At 38.3% G+C, this 22,341-nt stretch carries 23 protein-coding genes; 13 read left to right on the top strand and 10 right to left on the bottom strand.

The window, feature by feature from the left end; genetic code table 11:
- Positions 1-70: 70 nt before the first annotated feature.
- Entirely contained in the window at positions 71-3,178 is a 3,108-nt protein-coding gene (gene secDF / locus F0919_RS11405; RefSeq protein ID WP_150032897.1) for a protein translocase subunit SecDF, read from the bottom strand.
- Positions 3,179-3,394: 216 nt separating this feature from the next.
- Between secDF and F0919_RS11400 the strand changes: the two genes are divergently transcribed.
- Entirely contained in the window at positions 3,395-3,760 is a 366-nt protein-coding gene (locus F0919_RS11400) for a septal ring lytic transglycosylase RlpA family protein (protein WP_150032896.1), read from the top strand.
- Between the two features lie 180 nt (positions 3,761-3,940).
- Here F0919_RS11400 and F0919_RS11395 read toward each other — a convergent pair whose 3' ends face one another.
- Positions 3,941-4,189, bottom strand: a complete 249-nt coding sequence (locus F0919_RS11395; protein WP_150032895.1) for a type B 50S ribosomal protein L31 — start codon at positions 4,187-4,189, stop codon at positions 3,941-3,943.
- Positions 4,190-4,411: 222 nt separating this feature from the next.
- On the opposite strand from F0919_RS11395, the gene F0919_RS11390 reads away from it, so the two are divergent.
- From F0919_RS11390 to F0919_RS11365, 6 genes are all read left to right on the top strand, one after another.
- Positions 4,412-4,795: a hypothetical protein gene (locus F0919_RS11390; RefSeq protein WP_150032894.1), complete on the top strand. Its 384-nt coding sequence runs from the start codon at positions 4,412-4,414 to the stop codon at positions 4,793-4,795.
- A gap of 5 nt (positions 4,796-4,800) precedes the next feature.
- Positions 4,801-5,424, top strand: coding sequence for a SprT-like domain-containing protein (locus F0919_RS11385; RefSeq protein WP_150032893.1), 624 nt, complete (start codon positions 4,801-4,803; stop codon positions 5,422-5,424).
- 221 nt (positions 5,425-5,645) lie between these two features.
- Positions 5,646-6,020, top strand: coding sequence for a 30S ribosomal protein S6 (gene rpsF, locus F0919_RS11380; RefSeq protein ID WP_235903502.1), 375 nt, complete (start codon positions 5,646-5,648; stop codon positions 6,018-6,020).
- Between the two features lie 21 nt (positions 6,021-6,041).
- Positions 6,042-6,308, top strand: coding sequence for a 30S ribosomal protein S18 (gene rpsR / locus F0919_RS11375; RefSeq protein ID WP_150032892.1), 267 nt, complete (start codon positions 6,042-6,044; stop codon positions 6,306-6,308).
- A 9-nt stretch (positions 6,309-6,317) separates the two neighbouring features.
- A complete protein-coding gene (rplI, locus tag F0919_RS11370) occupies positions 6,318-6,764 on the top strand; it encodes a 50S ribosomal protein L9 (protein WP_150032891.1) in 447 nt (148 codons plus the stop codon).
- Positions 6,765-6,900: 136 nt separating this feature from the next.
- A complete protein-coding gene (locus F0919_RS11365) occupies positions 6,901-7,275 on the top strand; it encodes a GxxExxY protein (protein WP_150032890.1) in 375 nt (124 codons plus the stop codon).
- 71 nt (positions 7,276-7,346) lie between these two features.
- Here the strand turns inward: F0919_RS11365 and F0919_RS11360 are convergent, their stop codons facing one another.
- Complete coding sequence (locus F0919_RS11360; protein ID WP_150032889.1) at positions 7,347-8,756, bottom strand: MBL fold metallo-hydrolase; 1,410 nt, start codon at positions 8,754-8,756, stop codon at positions 7,347-7,349.
- Between the two features lie 271 nt (positions 8,757-9,027).
- Between F0919_RS11360 and pckA the strand changes: the two genes are divergently transcribed.
- The 5 genes from pckA (at position 9,028) to F0919_RS11335 (ending at position 13,837) form a co-directional block, all read left to right on the top strand.
- Positions 9,028-10,641, top strand: a complete 1,614-nt coding sequence (gene pckA, locus F0919_RS11355) for a phosphoenolpyruvate carboxykinase (ATP) (protein ID WP_150032888.1) — start codon at positions 9,028-9,030, stop codon at positions 10,639-10,641.
- 111 nt (positions 10,642-10,752) lie between these two features.
- Complete coding sequence (locus tag F0919_RS11350; RefSeq protein WP_150032887.1) at positions 10,753-11,238, top strand: RNA polymerase sigma factor; 486 nt, start codon at positions 10,753-10,755, stop codon at positions 11,236-11,238.
- A 5-nt stretch (positions 11,239-11,243) separates the two neighbouring features.
- The gene (locus tag F0919_RS11345) at positions 11,244-12,038 is read left to right on the top strand and encodes a hypothetical protein (protein ID WP_150032886.1); all 795 of its coding nucleotides are present in this window, start codon (positions 11,244-11,246) and stop codon (positions 12,036-12,038) included.
- A gap of 26 nt (positions 12,039-12,064) precedes the next feature.
- Positions 12,065-12,961: a hypothetical protein gene (locus tag F0919_RS11340; protein ID WP_150032885.1), complete on the top strand. Its 897-nt coding sequence runs from the start codon at positions 12,065-12,067 to the stop codon at positions 12,959-12,961.
- Between the two features lie 78 nt (positions 12,962-13,039).
- The gene (locus tag F0919_RS11335; protein ID WP_150032884.1) at positions 13,040-13,837 is read left to right on the top strand and encodes an amidohydrolase; all 798 of its coding nucleotides are present in this window, start codon (positions 13,040-13,042) and stop codon (positions 13,835-13,837) included.
- Between the two features lie 123 nt (positions 13,838-13,960).
- On the opposite strand, the gene F0919_RS11330 is transcribed toward F0919_RS11335, so the two are convergent.
- The 7 genes from F0919_RS11330 to F0919_RS11300 form a co-directional block, all read right to left on the bottom strand.
- Entirely contained in the window at positions 13,961-16,015 is a 2,055-nt protein-coding gene (locus F0919_RS11330) for a ComEC/Rec2 family competence protein (RefSeq protein WP_150032883.1), read from the bottom strand.
- 92 nt (positions 16,016-16,107) lie between these two features.
- A complete protein-coding gene (apaG, locus tag F0919_RS11325; protein ID WP_150032882.1) occupies positions 16,108-16,494 on the bottom strand; it encodes a Co2+/Mg2+ efflux protein ApaG in 387 nt (128 codons plus the stop codon).
- Positions 16,495-16,586: 92 nt separating this feature from the next.
- Positions 16,587-17,030, bottom strand: a complete 444-nt coding sequence (locus tag F0919_RS11320) for a regulatory protein RecX (protein ID WP_150032881.1) — start codon at positions 17,028-17,030, stop codon at positions 16,587-16,589.
- Between the two features lie 77 nt (positions 17,031-17,107).
- Entirely contained in the window at positions 17,108-17,533 is a 426-nt protein-coding gene (locus F0919_RS11315) for a DUF4293 domain-containing protein (RefSeq protein ID WP_150032880.1), read from the bottom strand.
- A gap of 32 nt (positions 17,534-17,565) precedes the next feature.
- The gene (serS, locus tag F0919_RS11310; protein WP_150032879.1) at positions 17,566-18,837 is read right to left on the bottom strand and encodes a serine--tRNA ligase; all 1,272 of its coding nucleotides are present in this window, start codon (positions 18,835-18,837) and stop codon (positions 17,566-17,568) included.
- A 109-nt stretch (positions 18,838-18,946) separates the two neighbouring features.
- Entirely contained in the window at positions 18,947-20,053 is a 1,107-nt protein-coding gene (locus F0919_RS11305) for an ABC transporter permease (protein WP_235903501.1), read from the bottom strand.
- Positions 20,054-20,152: 99 nt separating this feature from the next.
- Positions 20,153-21,634 (bottom strand): trypsin-like peptidase domain-containing protein, encoded by a 1,482-nt coding sequence (locus F0919_RS11300; protein ID WP_150032878.1) that lies wholly within the window; start codon positions 21,632-21,634, stop codon positions 20,153-20,155.
- Between the two features lie 176 nt (positions 21,635-21,810).
- Here F0919_RS11300 and dtd point away from each other — a divergent pair, with 176 nt between their 5' ends.
- On the top strand, positions 21,811-22,326 hold the full coding sequence (gene dtd, locus F0919_RS11295) for a D-aminoacyl-tRNA deacylase (RefSeq protein WP_317132541.1): 516 nt from the start codon (positions 21,811-21,813) through the stop codon (positions 22,324-22,326).
- Positions 22,327-22,341 lie beyond the last annotated feature (15 nt).

The raw sequence follows: 22,341 nt of genomic DNA, 5'->3' as shown, positions 1-22,341 counted from the left end.
ATTCATACAAAACAGAAAGGCCTTCCAATCGGAAGGCCTTTCTGTTTTCAATATGTGGCTGAACAATAAATTACGCTTGTTCTTTCAACGTTTTAATTCTATGTTCTTTGTCTTCTTCTACTCTTAAAGAATCGCTCTTATCAAGGTCAACAAGGATTGGAGCAGCAACGAAGATAGAAGAATAGGTACCTGCCAATACACCGATTGCCATTGCAAACGCGAATCCTCTCAATACCTCACCACCAAAAATGAACAATACAACTGCAGTAATAAATACTGTCAATGAAGTCATGATAGTACGGCTTAAGGTATCGTTGATAGCGCGGTTTACTACTTCTGTTTTATTACCGTTAGGCGTTTTGCGGAAGTACTCACGGATACGGTCAAATACGATAACGGTATCATTCATAGAGAAACCGATAACGGTTAGCAATGCAGCGATAAAGTGCTGGTCAATTTCCAATGTGAACGGAACGATGTTCTTGAAGAAAGAGAATACAGCTAATGTAACTGCAGCATCGTGTATTACAGCAACAACAGTTCCCAAAGAATACTGCCATTTGCGGAAACGGATACCAATATAGATAAAGATACAAACTACGGCAACTAATGTAGCCCATATCGCACCTCTTTTCAAATCATCGGAAATAGTAGGCAATACAGTCTGTCCGCTTTGAATATAGTTCTTTTCAAAAGTAGCTACATCCACGTTTGCAGGAATCAGATTGTTCTTTTGAAGGCCTTCGTAAATCTTGCCGATTACTTTTTGTTCAGCATCTTTGCTTGGATCAGTAATCAAATAATCCGTAGTGATGTTCAATTGTGTATTTACACCGATTTTCTTAACTACCGGACGTTTGTTATCAAGGAACGGCATTAATTTTTCACGAAGCTCACTTTCTTTGTGTACCTGATCAAACTTGATAGTATAGCTACGGCCACCATCAAACTCAACGCCATAATTGAAGCCATTGAAGAAAGAAGCGATACCTGCCAGAATCAAGATAGAAGAGAATACATAAGCTATCTTACGTTTTTCAATGAACTTGAAATGTGCTTTCTGGAAAATAGATTTGGAAAGCTTGGTGAAATAGTTAAAGTGACGGCCACGTTTCATGTAAGTATCTGTAATCAGACGGGAAACCATGATACCTGTAAACAAAGACAATAAGATAGCCAATATCTGAGTCGTTGCAAAACCTTTGATTGGACCTAGGCCAAACAAATAAAGGATAATTGCAGTAATCAAGCTTGTAACGTGACCATCCAATACAGGCGCATAAGAACGTTTGTAACCTTTACTCACAGCTTCAGCATAAGTATCGCCTAACGCCAACTCTTCCTTGATACGTTCAAAGATAATTACGTTGGTATCTACAGCCATACCAATACCTAATACGATACCAGCAATACCTGCCATTGTCAAAGTTGCACCAAGATTAGCAAGAATACCGAAAGTAAACAGCATATTCAGTATCAAAGCAATGTTTGCAACAATACCGCCTGAGCTATAATAAAGAATCATTAAAGAGAAGATTACCAGGAATGCAATGGCAAATGATTTGATACCACCGTCAATAGACTCTTGTCCCAAAGTAGGTCCTACTACTTGTTCCTGAACAATTTTAGCAGGTGCTTCCAATTTACCTGTCTGAAGAATATTTGCTAAATCATCACCTTCTTTTGCAGTGAAATCACCGGTGATGGAAGAACGGCCTCCTGTAATTTTTTCATTTACATTCGGTGCAGAGTAAACATAATCATCGAGCGTGATGGCAATTGGTCTGCCAACATTATCGCCGGTAAGTTTAGCCCACAAAGAGCTTCCTTGCTGGTCCATCTCAAGGCTGATTTCAGCTTTACCGCTTTGATAGTCAAATCTTGCATTTCTTACGTGATCGCCTTCCAGTTTAGCATTCTCAGTACCGTTAACGGTTTTAAGGGCATAAACTGCGTAAGGAGGTTCTTTGCTTTGTTTTTTACCCGGAATCTCTCCAAATACAAATTTGGTATTAGATGGGAATTGATTTTTTACTACATCCAAAGCAAGGTATTCTTTCAATTTAGCTGCATCTTTTCTTGCAACCAAACCAATGAAAGAAGCTCCGTAAGAACGGCCTTGCTGGTCAACTGCAGGTTGCATTACAGAAAATAAATCAGCATCTCTTTGTGAAGGGTTTGCAGCAGCAGTACCTTTAGCGCTTGTATCGTCTTTGCCCAACAGGCTTGTCAGACTTGCCGTATCTGCATTTGCAGTTTTGGTAGTATCGTTTGATGCAACTGTAGCTTTAGCAGCAGTATCATTTAAAGCAACAGCAGCAGCAGTATCAGTTGTTGGAGTTGCCTTAGATCCTTTAAGATAAATTTTCAAAGCATCGTTTGCTTTGCCTAATTGCTGACCGATATCGTTTAATGTATAAACTTCCCAGAATTGCAATTTAGCAGTAGCTTGTAATACTTTTCTTACTGATTCAGGATCTTTTACACCGGCAAGCTCAACAATGATGATGCCTTTGTTTGCATCAAGGTTGATAGAAGGTTGCGCAACACCGAATTTATCAATACGTTTTGAAAGTACATTAAAAGTACGTTTGATAGCTTCTTTAGCTTCTTTCTGAATAAGTTTAACTACATCTTCATTAGAACTTGTAGCAGTAATGGAAGGTTGGCTTTGTTTCATGAACAAAGGAGCCAGTTTACCACCCGGAACGATTTTTTCGTAAGCCTGAGCGAACAATGAAGGAAAATCTGCGTTACTGTTGGCTTTCATTCTTAAAGCTTCATCAATAGCACGTTTCAGGTTTTGGTCCTGAGGGTTGTTGCTCATGGAAGAAACCAGGCCATCCAGGCCTACTTCAAGCGTAACGCTCATACCACCCTGAAGATCAAGACCCAATTGAAGCTCTTTGCCTTTTACTTCACCATAAGTGTATTTGGCACCGAGGAAATTGAAAACAGTTTCATTCCTCATGCTGTCGTTCAGATGCTGAACGGCTTTGTCAACCAAATAGTCGCGATCTCCGCCTTTGGCATCAGGTGAATTAGTAGAGACAAATTTTTCGGCTTTAGCCTTTGTCTTAACATCAACATTGTGAGCAATGAAAGTAAATGAGAGGCGCCATAGTGAAAATAAAATCAGTGCCGCGGTAAATAGCTTTACCATTCCTTTAAGCTGCATAGGTAAACTTTAGATTCTTAATAATTTTTTTTTATAAGTGGGCAAAGATAGTATTTAATTATAAAAAAATTAGCAAGGACGTTTGGAGTTTGAAGAAAAAAATTATATGCGCTAAATTCGGTTCTTAAACAGAAACTTAAATTACTATATCGCAGGTTTTAAAATAAATTTTCAGCAATATATCTTGATGTCTTTTTGTGTAAAAAAATGTTTAATATGAAAATCAGAATCCTTTTCAGGCTTGGCTTTTTGTTACTGATTGCAGGATGTTCCCCAAAAATATCCGAACAGGGCAAAGCGTCTTTTTATGCAAATTCTTTTCAGGGAAAGGCAACAGCCAGCGGTGAAATTTTTAAACAAAATAAAAAAACTGCTGCCCATAAAACACTGCCTTTCGGAACAAAAGTGAAAGTAACGAATCTTAAAAATGGCAAAACGGTGAAAGTTACCATTAATGACAGAGGGCCATTTGTTTCAGGACGAATTATTGATTTAAGTGAAAAAGCAGCAGGTAAAATCGGGATGAAAAATGACGGGGTGATAGAAGTGAGGATTAAATATAAAAAGAAACGGAGGAAATAAAAAAGTAGGTTTCGTTGCAAAACCTTGACTTGAGACCAACATTTTTTGTAAGGAAAGCAGGTCTGAAATGAATAAAATGATCACATCAAAATAATAATGGATGCTGAAGCCTGAACACAAAAAAAGAAACCGGACAATAATTGTTGCCCGGTTTCTTTTTGTATAAAAAAGGAAATATAATTATCCTTTTTTTGCGTAACGCTTGTTGAATTTTTCGATACGGCCGGCAGTATCCAAAAACATAGATTTACCGGTGTAGAATGGGTGAGAAGTATTTGAAATCTCGACCTTAATCAATGGATATTCAACGCCATCAACTGTAAGTGTTTCACGGCTTGCAGCAGTAGAACGAGTGATGAAAACCTCTTCGTTAGACATGTCTTTAAATGCAACAAGTCTGTAATTTTCAGGATGAATGCCTTTTTTCATTTGTTATATTTTTATGTGCATGGTTACTAATCATGCGTGAAATAGGGCGCAAAGGTAAATCTTTTTTTAATTTGAACAAAAAAATCAATTTGCAGGAGACAAAAATAGGGAAATACTCAAATGATACATAAATTTATTGACGCATAAATAACAAAAGATAAGCCATGGGCGTTTGTAAATATTTATCTTTGTAAACTCTGAAACCTAAATTCCTTTTCCGGTATGCAACATAAATTTGTCCTTTCCATCGTCATTGTCTGTCTGATTCTTTCTGGACTCATTTATTATTTGTTTACGCAAAACCCGGCATACGATTTTCCTACGTTAATTATCGCAAACTTGCTGTTGGCTGTGGTTTCGTTGCTTTCGTTCAATATCATCAAGCGTGGTATAGAGAGCGGAAATGCCAATGCATTTGTACGCGGAAAGATGACAGGTACTTTGATAAAATTTTTTGTTTGTATATCAGCATTGCTCATTTATGTTTTTTTAAATAACAGACAGGTTCATAAGCCTTCCCTATTTTTATTTTTGGGAATGTATGTTGTTTATAATGCAATAGAGGCAGTGCCTCTGTCAAAAATGGCTCGGAAAAAGGACGAATAATTATTATGGGCAAGCTGGAAGCTCCTTTTCATGTGTTGGAGCAGTTTATACCTGAAGGTACGTTTAGGAAAGTAGCTCCTTTCTTTAAGGACTACAATATACATTTAAGCATTACCCACGACCGCGTTTCGATTCTGGGTAATTACCGTTCGCCTGAAAAGGGCTATCCTGCGCATCGTATCAGCGTGAACGGGTCTCTGAATCCATATAGTTTCCTCATTACTTTATTACACGAGCTGGCGCATATGCTGGCTTATATTCAATATAAACGCAGCATTTCTCCACACGGCCCGGAGTGGCAGTATATTTTCAATCAGCTACTGTCGAAGTTCATGGGGCGCGGTATATTTCCGGACAATGTTGAAGAAGCTTTAATCAAATATCAGGGAAAAACAACTGCATCTACCTGCAGCGACCCCGACTTGTATAAAGCGCTTAAAAAGCATGACAAGCGCAAAATGCATATGCGTTTTGTAGAAGATATTCCTTTATTAGAACATTTTGAAACACATGACGGACGTGTATTTCAAAAAATGGAAAAGTTACGTACCCGTTTCCGTTGCAAAGAAGTAAGTACGGGACATTTATATTTATTTCCCGCTATTTCGGAGGTGAAATTGTTGGGATAAATAAATTCACATTATTTGTATTTAACAACTTTTAGAAAGTTGTTAAATACGTCTTAGCTAAACGGGATTTTGATATTTGTATTTTTATTTTTGGAATTTCAAAACATCCCTCTTACCTTTGCCGTCCGAAAAATCGTTCCGACCAATTCTTTTCGGAGAATTGACCACAGGTTGCAAGTTGGAATATTTATCCGGGATCATATTTTTAAACAATTTTTGTAATGGCAACAACAAACATCCAGAACTATGAGATGATGTTGATTTTCACGCCGGTTTTGGCCGATGATGAATTCAAAGCAGCTCAAAAGAAGTTCACTTCCTTCATCAAGGAAAATGGTGGTGAGATCGTTCATGAGAACGCATGGGGATTGAAATCCTTAGCTTACCCGATTCAGAAAAAAACTACAGGTCTTTATTTTGTAGTTGAATTCACTGCTCCGACAGATTTGAACGCGAAAATGGAAATCCAATTGAACCGCGACGAATCTGTAATGCGCCACATGGTTACTCATCTGGACAAATTCGCAGTGGCTTACAACAATCGCAAACGCAATGCTCCTGCAAAAGCGGAAGTGAAAGAAGAAACTGTTTCCTAATCAAATTTAATTTTCTGAAAAATGGCAAGAGCTACAGATATCAAATACTTAACCACCACCAGAGTGGAAAAACGTCAGAAAAAATACTGTCGTTTTAAGAAATTAGGCATCAAATATATTGACTATAAAGATGCAGAATTCCTGAAAAAATTCCTGAACGAACAAGGTAAAATGTTACCTCGCCGTATCACAGGTACTTCTCTTAAATACCAACGCAAGTTGGGTCATGCTGTTAAGAAGGCGCGCCAAATGGCTATTTTGCCTTATGTTACTGACCTTTTAAAGTAAAATAAAACAATGGAAGTTATATTAATAAAAGACGTAGATAACTTAGGCGCAGCTCATGAATTAGTAGAAGTACGCCCGGGATATGCTCGTAACTATCTTATTCCTCAAAAATATGCAATTGAGGCAAGCGGTTCCAACAAAAAAATATTGGAAGAACGCCGTAAAGTATTAGCTAAACGCGAAGAGAAATTGATGGCTGAAATAGCTAAGGTTTCTGAAGTATTGAAAGCAAGCCCTGTGAAATTAGGTGCTAAAATCGGTACAAGCGGTAAAATCTTCGGTTCTGTTACAGCTATTCAATTAGCTCGTGCTATCCGCGAACAAAAAGGTTATGAAATCGACCGTCGTCGTATCTCTATCCTTGATGAAGTAAAGGAAGCCGGCACTTACAAAGCTCAAATCGACTTCGGTAAAGAAAACTTAGTAGAGCTTGAGTTTGAAGTTGTAGGTGAATAAGATTTAAGCGAATTTATTTCGTCGAAAATTGAAAATATAAAGAAGCCGCGCATTTTTGCGCGGCTTTTCTTCTTTATGTCAGAATTTATGTCATGATTTTTGTGGTACATCGTAATTAAGTTTACAAGTAGGAATTATGGATAAATTACTATTCAAAGAAGAAAGCTATTCAATTATAGGAAAATGTATGGAAGTGCACAATAATCTTGGTGCAGGTTTTTTAGAAATTGTTTACAAAGACGCATTGGAATATGAGTTCAAAAGAGCCGGAATAGAATATGAAAGAGAAAAAATGTATGAGGTGAATTATAAAGGAGCCATTTTGCCTCATAAATTTTATGCTGACTTCGTTGTTAATAAACAAATTATTTTAGAAGTAAAAGGAGTTTCGGCAATTGCAGATGAGTTTGTCGCCCAATGTTTAAACTATTTAAAGGTATCGGGTAACAGCCTGGCCTTACTTGTAAATTTCGGAGAGCTACGACTAAACTACAAAAGAATTGTATTATAGGTAATGCCACGAATGCACGAATAAAAAGGAAATCTATAACCTTTTTATTCGTGCATTCGTGGCGATCAAAATTACAGCTTCCCTAACCCAATCACTTCATGCTGCCTTGGGATTTCTATATCATGAAAACCCTTGCGATGTAATCTCTGCTTGAATTTTTGCTGTACTTCATATTCACCATGCACCAGGAATAATTTTCTTACCTTTTGAGGATCCTGACACGCAAGCCATTGGCTCATGTCTTCATAATCACCGTGCGCACTCAGGCTTTCAATAACTACAACATCTGCAAGTACTTTGTATTCCTGTCCGAAGATGGAAACTTCCTTCGCACCGGCTCGCAGCCTGCCGCCTAACGACTCAGGTTCGCAATAGCCTACTATCAGAATCGTATTATTTGGGTTCTCTATGTTATTGGCTATATGGTGTTTCACCCTTCCGGCTTCTGCCATGCCCGAAGCGGAAATAATAACGCAAGGTTCTTTCCTGAAGTTCAGTCCTTTCGAAAATTCTACATCTTCAATCATGGTCAATCCCGTGAACATAAAGGGATCATCATCTTTTTCTAAAACTTCCCTTACCTTTTTATTATATAATTCAGGGAATTTTTTAACTACTTCAGTTACTTCTACCGACATAGGACTATCTACAAAATAATCCAGCCGCGGCAAACGATTTTCCAATTCCAGTTGATTCAGGGCGTAAAGCAATTCCTGTGTGCGTCCTACACTGAATGCAGGAATGATCAGTTTACCTTTTTTGTGCAGGCAAGTAGTTTCAATTTGCGTCAACAAATGTTGCGAAGGAGGAACGGTAAGCGGATGCAGCTTATCGCCATAAGTTGATTCCATAATGATAAAATCTGCCTGGGGAAAAGTTTCCGGCGATTTCAAAATATCATCTCCGTATCTTCCGATGTCTCCGCTAAAAGTAAGGTGTACTGTTTTGCCATCTTCCGTTATTTTAAGATGAACGCATGTGCTTCCCAGAATATGACCCGCATCGGTATATAATAATTCAATCTGATCATCAATTTTATTCCATTCCTGCATTTCCAATATTTTGAATAATGGAAATACCTTCAACGCATCTTCCGTAGTATATAACGGACTTTCTGTGGGTATGCCTTTCTGTGCTTTTACCTTGTTGGCAAATTTTAAATCCATTTCCTGAATATGAGCACTATCCCTTAGTAATACCTCGGCTAATGCAGCAGTTGCCTTGGTCAAATATATAGGTCCTCTATACCCCTCTTTTACCAATTTGGGTAATAAGCCAACGTGATCAATATGTGCGTGAGAAATAATAACAATGTCTACTTCCAATGGCTCAAATCCGAATTCCTGATTAAGCTTTAATGTATCCCTGCCCATGCCCTGAAACATGCCGCAATCAAGCAGTACCTTTTTATCGGGATGAATGTGAAGTAAATGTTTGGAACCTGTTACCGTCTGGGCCGCACCGTGAAACGCTATTTTCATTAGAATTAATTTTTGCTTAAGTTAAGCATTTTCGAGTCTTTTTGTTCAGATATTTTTAATTGAATGTATCTTTTACAAGTCAGGCATATAAAGGAAATTAATCAGGGATTAAGGTTTGTTACTTTCAAACGGTTTTTGATTGAAAATGAAATTTGAAAGAGCAAAAACAACATATATTATTAGGTGAGTATTTCCACACTTTGATGTTAAATGATACACGCCGTATTCGATTTTATATTAATTTTGCGCCAGTTTTTAAAATGAAAAAAACATGCAAGAATACGGCCTGAAAAATGCATCAGCTAACTTAGCTGAAATGGGATTGAATGTTGCAACTGCTCATTGGAACCTATCTCCCGAAGAACTTACTCAAAAAACCCTTGAGCTTGGCCAAGGCGAATTGAACGATACAGGCGCATTGTGCGTAAGTACGGGAAAATTTACCGGCCGTTCTCCTAAAGACAAATTCACTGTTAAAGATGCCATCACTGAAAAATCGGTGGATTGGGGTGATGTAAATATCCCTTTTGCTCCGGATGCTTTCGATAAATTGTTCGACAAAGTGTGTGCTCACTTTTCAGGAAAAGAAGTTTGGGTACGTGATGCTTATGCATGTGCAGACCCCACTTATCGTTTAAATATCCGCGTTGTAAACGAAACCCCTTGGGCTAACCTGTTCTGCAACGATTTATTTTTACGTCCCTCCGAAGACGAAATCAAAACACAAAATCATGATTGGTTAATTCTGCAAGCTCCAAGTTTCCAGGCTGATCCGGCTGTTGACGGCACTCGTCAGGCTAATTTCACGATTGTAAACTTTACCCGCAAAATCATTTTGATTGGTGGTAGTGCTTACACAGGTGAAATGAAGAAAGGTATTTTCGGTGTATTGAATTTTGTGTTGCCGCATGACCATAAAGTATTGTCTATGCACTGCTCTGCCAACGAAGGCAAGGATGGTGACGTTGCATTATTCTTCGGATTGAGCGGTACAGGTAAAACAACTTTGAGTGCTGATCCTAACCGTGCTTTGATTGGTGATGATGAACATGGATGGGCTAACGGTTCTGTCTTCAATTTTGAAGGTGGTTGCTATGCAAAATGTATAGACCTGAGTGCGGAAAAAGAACCTGAAATTTTCAGGGCGGTTAAGCCGGGCGCTTTGCTGGAAAACATCGTTTTCAAACAAGGAAGCAAAGAAGTAGATTATCATGATGGCAGCATTACTGAGAATACAAGAGCAGCATATCCGATCTATCATATTGAAAATGCCAAGGATCCATCTTACGGTGGCGAACCTAAAAACATTTTCTTCCTTACCTGCGATGCTTTTGGTATCCTTCCTCCGATTTCAAAATTGACTAAAGGACAAGCGATGTATCACTTTATAAGTGGTTATACTGCAAAAGTTGCCGGTACTGAAGTAGGTGTTACAGAACCGCAGACTACTTTCTCTGCTTGTTTCGGAAGAGTTTTCTTGCCTTTGCACCCAACTAAATATGCGGAGCTTTTAGGTAAAAAACTGGAAGAGCATCCGGAAGTAAACGTATGGTTGATTAATACAGGATGGAGCGGTGGCGCTTATGGTACAGGTCATCGTATGAGCCTGAAACATACACGTTCCATGATTACTGCAGCTATGAATGGCGCATTGGATAATGTCGAATATACTCCTAACAATGTATTTGGTGTAATGATGCCGACTTCGGTTCCAAATGTACCTTCTGAAATCCTGAATCCACGTGACACTTGGGAAGATAAAGAAGCTTACGATAAAAAAGCGGCCGAATTAGCTGGTTTATTCGTGAAGAACTTTGAAAAATATGCTGATCAGGCTAACGAAGAAATTCTGGCTGCTGCACCAAAAGTGTCAGTAGAGGCTTAATCTGATTTTATATAATTGATAAATAACCCGGCTTTAAAGGCCGGGTTATTTTTTTGAAAAATATTTTCGTGATTTTGTAACTTTTTTTTTCCTGCTCCGATATACTTATAAATGACTACTTCCGAATACAATCATTGCGTACATGAATGGGCTGACAGCCTTTACAGGTTTGCATTTAAAAGTACCGGTTGTAGTGAAAACGGAAAGGATGTAGCGCAACATGCTTTCTCTGTTTTGTGGGAGAAGCGGCTGGAAGTTTTGCCGGATAAGGCGAAGAGTTTTTTGTTCACAGTAGCTTACCGGAAGTGCATGGATTACCACAGGTTAAAGAAGCGAACGATTGTTACAAATGATATTCATGAAAATTTTTTATCCGAACAACCAAAGAACAATGATCTGAAATATATTCTGCAAACAGCGCTCGGTAAACTGGACGAACAATCACGCAATTTGATTTTGCTGAAAGATTATGAAGGATATAGTTACGAAGAGATTGCGAAACTTACCAATTTGAATGAGACACAAGTGAAGGTTTATCTGCATAGGGCGAGAAAGGTTTTGAAAAATTATTTAGTACACAAAGATTTCATTCTATAAATATCATGGACATTAATAAAGGGAATATAGAAGAATATCTGCTGCTGTTGTTAGACGGCGAGCTGAGTAAAACGGACGAAGAAAAAGTTATGGCTTTTATAGAAAGTTCGCCTGAATATAAAACTTTGCTGGATGAATATTTGCTGACAAAGCTTGAGCCTGAGACAGTCGTATTTGAAGACAAAGCAATATTGTTGAAGGAAGAAGCTGTTGTCCTGCTATTTAAAAAGAAGCAGCATTATACAGCCTGGGCGGCAGCCATTGCAGTAATTATAGTTGCAGGTATTTTCTTCCAAATGATGCATAAAAAAACTATTGTAACGGAACCTTTGGTGACATATCATTCAAGCGAAGATATAGTAACGGACACCACTTCCGGGCAATCATTAGCTATACAGAAAAATGATACCAAAGAAATATTAAAGCCGGTTACCAGGCATCCGGTAAGTAAGAAAAACATTACTGTTGCAAAGAATATATCAACTATTGCAGTTGTATCGGTACCTAAAGTTCAACCCCTGAACAGCCTTCATGTAGCCGGTTTAAAGATGATGGATGTTAAACCTTATGGTAAAATAATTGCAGCGGAAATACCGGTGGAGAACATTGATAATATTCCGGTTAATAATACCCTGGTGAGTAATAACGATGATTTGGAATCAGAAAAATCAACACTTTTCAATAACCTTATTGCACAGGTTGAAACATTGAAAGATAAGGTTGCAGAAAAAACAAAATCGCTCCGTATTTCTGCGGTTTCAATACAACTTGGCAATAAAGAATTTACAATAGGAAAATAATCAGATAAAATAAAAATCACAAAAAGATGAAACAACTCATTTTATCTATAGCTTGCTGTGTCTGTGCTTCAGCTATCTATGCACAAAATTCTACTTCAAAGGCGCCAACGATGGATGGGTATCGTGTGGATACCACTATATCGGGGAAAAAAGCAATTAACTTTCAAAAAGATACGTTAGCAAGTTCATCAAAGCAGGGAGGCTATATTTCAATTGGCTCCGGCGGGGTAGTTGTTTCGAATAAAAAGAAAGATAGCTTAGCTCCCAAACGTTTCCATGTACACTTTATCTCGCTTGATCTTGGCGTGAATGCATTGAATGACAGAACGGATTACAGCAGCGCCGGAGCGCAACAATACCTGCAGGTTCCGGGCGACAGGAAGAACGGCAATCTTTTTTCAATGCGTACGTCCAAGTCCATCAACGTAAACATATGGCCTGTGTTGTTTGACTATACTTTGTTTAAATCTAAAGGACAGAAGATCCTTTTGTATTCCGGTGTGGGTATGCAGTTCTACAATTTCAGGTTTACCAAAAATATATCTTATCTGAATACCACCAGCCCAATGGTGATTGAAGATTCGGTAAGCTTCAGCAAGAACAAACTGGCTTTCGCGTATGCAAGCATTCCGTTGATGCTGAATTTCAAAACCCGCATGGCAAAAGGCTTCTGGTTGGTGTATGGCGTCGGCGCCATTGGCGGATATGCTTTCGATACCTGGACCAAACAAATATCAGATGAACGTGGTAAGCAGAAGAACCATGACCAGTTTAACTTTCAACGTTTTAACCTTAACCTGAGCGGGGAGATTGGCATTGAAAATTACATTCGCTTATATGCCACTTATCAGGTTACCAATATGTATCAGAATAGTTTGGTGCAAAATCCATATTGTATCGGAATACGTTTCTTAGGAATTTAAATGTCTCTTTCATACACAGATGTTTAGGGTCGTCTTGTTTAGGACGACCTTTTTCTATGAAATTGGTTAATTTGCAGCATGCAACCACTTACAATAAGCCTCGTCCAAAGCAATCTTTATTGGGAAGATAAAGCAAAAAATTTAGAACAATTTTCTGCAAAGTTTGATAAAATTCCCAATGAAACACAGGTTGTTTTTCTACCTGAGATGTTCAGCACAGGTTTTAGTATGAAGCCTGAAGAATTGGCCGAAACAATGGAAGGGCCTACTTTTCAGTGGATGAAGGATATGTCCCGGAAGCATCGTAAAATTATATCAGGCAGTATTATTATTGAAGAAGCCGGGCACTATTATAATCGTCTTATCTGGATGCTGCCTAACGGCCAGTTTTATCATTACGACAAAAGACATCTCTTTGGTTTTGCAGGTGAAGACAAACATTATACGGCTGGTGAAAAACGGTTGATTGTGCAGGTAAATGGTTGGAAAATATGTCTTATGGTTTGCTATGATTTGCGATTTCCTGTTTGGGCAAGGCAAAAGCCATTATCAGGATCGGACGAAAGTCCGGCTTATGACGTATTGGTATATGTCGCTAACTGGCCGCAACGCAGAAGCCATCCCTGGAAAACCTTGTTGCAAGCACGTGCAATCGAAAACCAGAGTTATGTTGTTGGTGTTAACAGAGTAGGGGAAGATGGGAATGGCATTTACCATAGCGGTGATAGCATGTTGGTGAATCCTGTCGGTGAAATCATCTGGCAGCAAGCTGATGAAGAAGCTGTTTTTACTTATACCTTACAACCGGATTCTTTAAAAGAAATCAGGAACCATTTTCCGTTTCTGAACGACGGTGATAATTTTATGTTGCTGTAACAAGTTAGTATCTATCGGTCCGTCCCGACCGAGTCGCTATATATACCATTGTAAGCTCAAAAAGATTTGTCAACTTTTCAAAAGTTCACAAATCTGAAAACATATGCGGAATCTGAATTATTATTATAACCCGGGGTAAACGCATGCACCCGAATCCTGTACCCACCTTGTCTTTGCGCCTGCATGTGTCAATGTTTCTTTCCATTTCATCGCTTTCCATCTTGGTAAACTTCCATCAATGATTATCAGTTTAGGATGAAAGGTTTCAAACCATGTTTCAGGTTCAAATGTGCAATTGTTTGAAACGACTAAAACATCAACCGGAAAAGTTTGCTGCTGTTGTATATCGCCGGAACCAAGCAAAAGAATTTTCTTGTTGTTGATATAAAATATATTACCCGAATCATTTTCCGGCTTGGTTTCTTTAACGCGAAATCCAAGTATTGCAGGTTTAATAGCATATTTATATGTTTTTTCATTGTAAGGATAGATATGAAAAATGTCATGTCCTTTAATGATAGAAACATTGCTTTCATTGGTTGTATTATAGACAATAATCTTTTCCTGATGAAATGCAATCCAATCTTTTCTTATAAAGTTAATGACCAGCAATATGCTGAAAGCTAATCCTGCAAAAAGTTGCATTGATTTCCTGAAATAAAGAAAAGTGCAAAAGCAAATTATTATCGCCATTGTTATCCAATAGTCAACAGCATCAATATATAACATCCGAAAACTTTCAGGTGATAATTCAGATAGGATGAAAAGAAAGCTGTGAAAGGCTTTGGTAAGATACGTCAATAATTTTCCAATCCAGATTGCTGAAAGACCAAGACTGTTTATTGTAATCAATATTATAGTGCCAATCATTAAAATAGTGCTGAATAACCCAGCCGGAATATTGGCAATGAAACCCATTAACGGAAACTGATTGAAGTAATAAATAACCAATGGGAAAACTAAAATCTGAACGGAAATTCCGATGGCAATGGTTTTCCATAAAACATCTAAAATGTGGTTCTTCGGTTGCCACCATTCAACAATGCTTTTGGTAAATAACAAGATGGAAAGCACTGCAAGAAAAGAAAGCTGAAAGCCTACATCATATATCCAATAGGGGTTATAGCATAATAATATAAAACCGGATGCAGCCCATGTATTCACTTGTTGGCTGTCTCTTTTAAGAGAGTTTCCGATGGCATACAGGCTGAACATTACAGCAGCCCTTACTGCAGAAGGTGGAAAACCTGTTATGGCAATGTATATCCAGACCAGAACCATTGCCCATAAGTATCTACTGTTTTTAACATGCCTCAAAGGTATTTTGCCAATGATAAAAAGAATGATAGATGCCAGTAATATAACGTGCATGCCTGAAATCGCAATAATATGAGTGGTGCCGGTCAGGGAGTAAGCATTCACTAATTCTGGTTCAAGCTGCGTTCTGTCATTCACTACCATAGCAAGTATCAGCGCTTTAGTAGTTGTGTCTTCTATGTTTTTACTAATGACATTTTTCAGGGATGTTCTTAGATTACTTATCAGACTTGATTTTGAATTATTTGAATCCAACAGAAGTATTTTTTCATTACTCAGGAAACACTGATGATAAAGGCCATTTCTGTTTGCATATTTACTCTGGTCGAATGCAAAGGGATTACCGGATGATTTGATTTCAACCAACTCATTTGGAATAATGAACGTTTGCCCGTTATTGAATTGTTTATTATTGTTTTTCTTGTAGACATAGACCCATAGTTTACCTTCTGCAGCAATCCATTTATTATTTATGCTGATTGCTTTTACAGATGTTTTTAATAATAAGGTTTTGGGCTTTTCAATTGGTGTTTCGTCCAATTGTATTTTCAATGCCTGTCTCCGGTTTAAATACTTACCATACCATGAAGTGATGTTACTGTCATTTTGAAGATAGCAGATTATTCCGCCGAGAAAAACAAAAGACAATATCAATAAGGCATTCCCGAAAAATGATTGGATAGCATACTTTGAAGAAAGTAAATGCAATAAGATAGAAATTACGGCAGATGTTATTAAGCCTGCAAGCCAGGTTGATAGCGAAATGCTTTGTAAATTATCCTGCAATAAAATTCCCGTTATCAATGCCGCTAAAAGCATGATAAACGGATAAGGTTGAAAACTGAATTTTCTTTTTTTCATGTAAGATTGTATTTCAATCTTTCCATGAATGCGATTTGGTAATTAAAGATAGGGGATCCTGATAAAAAAACAGGCCGTTAAGCCTGTTTTTTTTAGTTCATTTTAAAAGGAGCGACTAATTCAAATTCGGGAATAGTAACTGAAAATAGTTTCTTGTTATATAGATTTTCCATCTGATAATCACCATACATTTTGCCCATATCGCTCCGGAGACTTGCCGCGCTTACATATTGATAAGCTTCTCCCGATTCTAAAATAGGTTGAGCCCCGACAACACCTTCACCTTCTACTTGTCTGTGATTGCCATTGGAATCGATAATATGCCAATGTCTGCGGAGTAATTTAACAGGCACGGAAGAAAAATTCTCGATAGTGATGCGATAAGCAAAGAGATAATCCGAATTGAGCGGATTACTTTGCTCCGGTTGATAAAATGTTTCCACAGTTATACTTACCCCTTCTGTTACTTGCTGTACCATATCCTTTGTCTTTTCGGGTCTTAATAGATGTCTAAAGCAAATTTATTCAATTCATCTTATTATTTAAATTTACTTTTCCACCACATGTTAAATCAGGCCTCTTTCATAACGTCGTTTATCAGGTCTGACTCATAGCCTTTTTGTATAAGATAACGTTGCAATTTTTGTTTTCGTATCCATATGTTTTTTTCTTTGGAATTAATTTCTGACATCTTCTTTTTTGTAAGCTGTTGCAATGTTTCCCAATATTCCTGTGCATCAATTTCTTTCAGGCCCTTTTTGATACAGAAATCAGATACTTTTTTCTTCTTTAATTCCTGAATTATTTTTTTGCGTCCCCATTTATTAATTCTGAATTTTCCGCCGCAATATTGTTGTGCATAGCGTTCTTCATTCAGGAAATTATCGGCAATCAAAGAAGCGATCGCTTCTTCAAGCTCATCGCCCCTGAAACCCAGTTCCAGTAATTTACTTCTTACTTCGCTATGGCATCTTTCCTGATAGGCACAATAGTATTGAATTGCCTGTAAATCCATTTTGCATTAATCTATTAAAACAAAACGCTCCATAACATGAATCGGTTACAGAGCGTTCTTCATATTGATTCAAAAAACTATCTTAACCTGTCCAATGATTTCACCAGTTTTTCATCTTTATTAATGCCGCTTTTGGCAAGGAATAATAAAATGACAGTGATGAAAGGAATAAACAATCCGATCCAGTAATGGCCGGGAATACTCATGTTTATACCGCTTGTGGTAATGTTATTTACACGAACTACCAACCAAACCTGCAGCCCGATACATAGCAAAATATTAAGCCAGGTCAGACCGGTTTGTTGCTTTCTTTTTTTGAAATTGAAGATAGTGAAAAGGCTTAATCCGATGCTGATTGCGGTCATAATGATAGCCAGAAAATCTTCACCGATTGTTAAGGGAGGTTTGCTGCCTCCTGTAAATTCGTAGGTCGGAAAATAAAACAGGCTTGCCATTACTATGGCAGCTACCAATAACCATACTGATTGAATACGTTGTATCATAAAATTCGTTTTGTACTAAAAAATTGTATCAATTAATTTAAAATCAAATCCTTCATGTATTTGCCAAGAACCGAAGGTAAGTGAATGCCATCTTCCTGTTGGTTGTTTTCCATCAGGCAAGCCATGATACGTGGTAAAGCTAATGAACTTCCATTTAAAGAGTGTGCCAGATGTATTTTACCGCTTTCATCTTTGAAGCGAATCTTCATCCTGTTTGTCTGGTAGCTCTCAAAGTTAGATACAGAGCTTACTTCCAGCCAGCGTTGTTGTGCTGCGCTATATACTTCAAAGTCATAAGTCAATGCAGAAGTGAAACTCATATCGCCACCACACAAGCGTAATATACGGTAAGGTAATTCCAGGTTTTGCAATAATTGTTCAACATGTTTTACCATCCCTTCCAATGTATCATAGCTTTTGTCAGGATGTGCAATCTGCACGATTTCTACTTTGTCAAACTGGTGTAAACGGTTCAGTCCACGCACATCTTTACCATAGCTTCCTGCTTCGCGACGAAAACAAGGTGTATAGCCGGTCATCTTTACAGGCAATTGTGTTTCTTTCACAATTTCATCTCTGTAAATATTAGTCAAAGGCACTTCTGAAGTAGGGATCAGGAAGAATTTGTCATCCTGAATATGGTACATCTGACCTTCTTTATCAGGTAATTGACCGGTGCCGTAAGCACTTTCTTCATTTACCATCAATGGTACCTGAAACTCAGTATAACCTGCTTCTGTGTTATAATCCAGAAAATATTGAATCAAAGCACGTTGCAGCCTTGCACCCTTGTTTTTATACACAGGAAACCCGCTTCCGGTAATTCTCGTGCCAAGTTCAAAGTCAATCAGGTCATACTTTTCAGTTAGTTCCCAATGTGGTTTTGCTTCGGCATGAAGCTCAGGCATTTTGCCACCTTCACGTACAATTTCATTTTCTTCCGGTGTTTTTCCGGCAGGTACAGATGTATGTGGCAGATTTGGCAAACTTACAATCAGGTCATGCAATTGTTGTTCTGCATCGGCAAGTTTTGCAGCCAATGCTTTTGCTTCTTCTTTTTGTTGTGCAACCTCTTGTTTCTTTTGTTCAGCTTCTTCTTTTTTACCGGTTGCCATTAACTGGCCAATGCTTTTTGAAATGGCATTGGATGATGCGGCAAGTGCTTCGCTTTGTTGCTGGATATTTCTTTTTTCTTCGTCTAAAGAAATAATAGCGTCAACGATTTGAAGGTCTTTGAAGTTCTTTTTTTGCAAGCCTTCAATAATGCGGTTCTTGTCCGTTCTGAATAACTGAATTTGTAACATGATTTATATTAAATGCGCTGCAAATGTCTGCAAGCGGAATTAGCTATATTTTTATGGCAGCAAAAATAATGAAAATGGTCTGAAACTATGATTTATTTGATTGATGTGATTAATTCCGCACGTCAATGGCATCCCTTAACGCATTTCCCAAAAGATTGAAGGCCAAAACCAAAACCATGATAGCTAAACCCGGAATGATGGCAGGCAAAGGTTGCCCGGCAATAAGGAAGTTATAATGTTCTTTAATCATTAACCCCCAGGAAGGAGTGGGAGGTTGCACGCCAACACCAAGAAAACTGAGTCCGGCTTCTATAAGAATGGCTGTTGCAAAGTTTGCTGCTGCGATTACCATAAGCGGCCCTGCAATATTTGGTAATATATGCCTGAAAATAATTCTGCTGTCTTTCAATCCTAAAGCTTTCGCAGCAACTACAAAATCCATTTCTTTCAATTGCATCACTTGTCCGCGGATGAGCCTTGCAGCGCTTACCCATGAGGTTAATCCGATGGCAATAAAAATTTCCCAGAAACCTTTGCCAATACTAAGTGTAATAGCAAAAACCAATAAAAGTGTAGGAATAGACCAGAGGATATTGATGAGATACATGACCAGATTGTCAATCCAACCACCATGCCATCCTGCCATAGAGCCAAGAAAAAAGCCAATGCTTAAAGAAAGGAGAACAGATACGAATCCAACTGTCAGGCTGACTCTTGTACCGATTAAAAGCCTTGAAAGAATATCCCTTCCATATCGGTCTGTGCCTAATAAATAATGACGGCTTATTACTCTGTTTTCTCTAATCCAATCAGTAACATTTGTTGTGCCTGATGGCACATTGAATGCAAGGACAGGGTATTTAAGGGTATCTTCTATGCCGTTGTCAACATGATGTCTTGCATATAGGGTGTCAGCCTTTACGAAAAAATTATTAACAGGCAGAAATGAATACGGGCTTGGTTTTCCTTGGAAGAAAGCTTTGAAAATATTGGTAGGTTCAGGTACTCTTTGTTTGGGAATCAATAAAAAAGTTTGCCTGTAACCTGCTTTTTGTGCGCTCAATTCCACTGTCATGTTATTGGCCAGAGGCGTATTATCGGGCGATAAGGGATAAGCGAAAATGGCTAAAAGTATTGTTATAAAAATCACGCACAAAGCTATCATGCCGGGTTTATTACGACGTAATTTTTTAAATATGGATATGCTTTCCGACAAATGCTGGTTTTATACTGCAATATAAGTATCCTGTTTTATTTGCAATAAAAAACCTTGCTGCCTATAATGCAACAAGGTTTTATTCACACAAAAGGGGGGTTAATAATTGCTTTCCGATCCGTTATTCAAGCCATAATAATACATGCCTCTGCGGCCGGGATAAACGCCGCCGAGTTGTATGCCGTTGCCGGATTGGCTTATGATACTCTGAAAATCATTCAGGTCATTTATTTTTTCATCATTGGCACTGATAATAATGAAACCTTTTTGGATATTGGCTTGCTGTGCCGTAGAACCTGCGACTATATCATTTACAACAATGCCACCCTTAATGCCATATTTAGACATTTCACTTTCTGTAAGGTTTCTGAAACTTGCACCGGAGTAAGCAAATGTTCCTGATGATTTATTAATAGCTGTGGTACCGGACATGTTTTTCAATTCTACCGAAACATTATAAGGCTTTCCTCCACGCATATAGCCAATGCTTACTTTGTCACCCGGATGAAAACGTGCTACCTGTTCTGTCAATTGCGGTTGGCTGTTTACAGCTGTTCCGTTAATCATTGTTATCAAATCTCCTTTTTTCAAGCCAGCTTCTGCTGCGCCGCTGTTAGGCAATACATTTATAACAAATACGCCTCTGGCATTTTTGAAATCACCGCTTCTCAAGCCTAATTGCTCTGCTGATTCTTCATTCATTTTATTCAAATCTGCAAGTTGCGCACCTAAATAACCCCGTTGTACAGAACCATATTTGATAATGTCATTGGCTACTTTCACAGCGAGATTAGAAGGAATTGCATAAGAATAACCTGCGTAGCTTCCTGTCGGGGAAGCAATGGCTGCATTGATTCCTACCAATTGGCCTTGTGCATTTACCAAAGCACCGCCGCTGTTCCCCGGATTTACGGCGGCATCGGTTTGAATATATGATTCTACAGCATTGGTTTTGGAGCTACGTTCGTTCATGCCGAGATTTCTGCTTTTGGCACTGACAATACCTGCTGTTACAGTTGCATCCAGATTCAGCGGATAACCAACTGCAAGCACCCATTGGCCTAATTTTACATTGTCGGAATTACCTAATGTCATGTAGGGCAAATCGCTTCCGTCAATTTTTAAAACGGCAATATCTGTAGATGGATCTGTACCGATAACTTTTGCAATTTGTGTATTGCGATCATTAAATGTGACCTGTACCTGGTCTGCGCCCTGAACCACATGGTTATTCGTAATGATATAACCATCGCCGGAAATAATAACACCTGAACCTGCACCCATCTGGTCGGGTGTGCGGTATTGCTGGGGACCATAAAATCCAAAGGGGTCCTGTGCTACATAAGTTTTACCTTGTGTCAGTGTTTTGACATGTACTACTGATGGAACGGCCGATTCTGCCGCAGGGGAAAAATCGACTGGCTGTGTTGCAGTCGCTCCGGCATCTGAAACGTAATGAATAGGTATTTTACTGTCTGATGTAGCGAAAAGGGGTTTGTCTGAAAACTTATGGAAGCCCCACATAGTCGCTACAGAAGTGATGGCTGCGGTTACAATAACCGGAACAATTGTTTTCTTCATATTCTGCTCTAATATTTAAGGATAATTGACTATTAAATTTAAATGTAGAGTTTTACCATAATTGCTGTCGTAGAGAAAATTTTTTGTTTCCCAAAAATACTAAATACTGCATTTTCAGTAGTTAATAATTTGTTTTTTTGTAATTTTTAAAAAGCGGTTTTATTGTAACGCAAGAAATGGAATCAATAATTTTACGCTCTGTGATTAAACGCAGGAATGGAAACTTTATTACAAATATTATGAAAGCGGTTATACAAAGAGTAAAAGAAGCATCGGTTGTTATTGACGGGAAAACTGTCGGAGCTGTTAAACAAGGATTATTGGTGTTGTTGGGTATTGAACAAGCTGATACGGAAGCAGATGTGCAATGGCTGAGTAAAAAGATAGTGCAAATGAGGATATTTAGCGATGAGGCGGGTCTGATGAATCTTTCTGTAAGTGATATTAAGGGTGAAATATTAATGGTAAGCCAATTTACACTGCATGCTGCTACCAGAAAGGGGAACAGGCCATCTTTCATAAAAGCTGCCAGACCTGAGCAGGCTATTCCTCTTTATGAGAAAATGATCCGGCAATTAGGTGTTGATTTGGACAAACCGATTGCTACCGGTCAATTTGGAGCAGATATGCAGGTTTCGCTTATAAATGACGGGCCTGTAACTATAATCATCGATTCCAAAGAAGAAAGTTGATATTAGAAACCGGAA

Origin of the sequence: Taibaiella lutea, assembly GCF_008629695.1 — a bacterium.
In the GTDB taxonomy this organism is placed as follows: Bacteria; Bacteroidota; Bacteroidia; order Chitinophagales; family Chitinophagaceae; genus Taibaiella; species Taibaiella lutea.
Note: the sequence above shows the minus strand (reverse complement) of the source record. Positions and strands in the feature narration are given on the sequence as shown.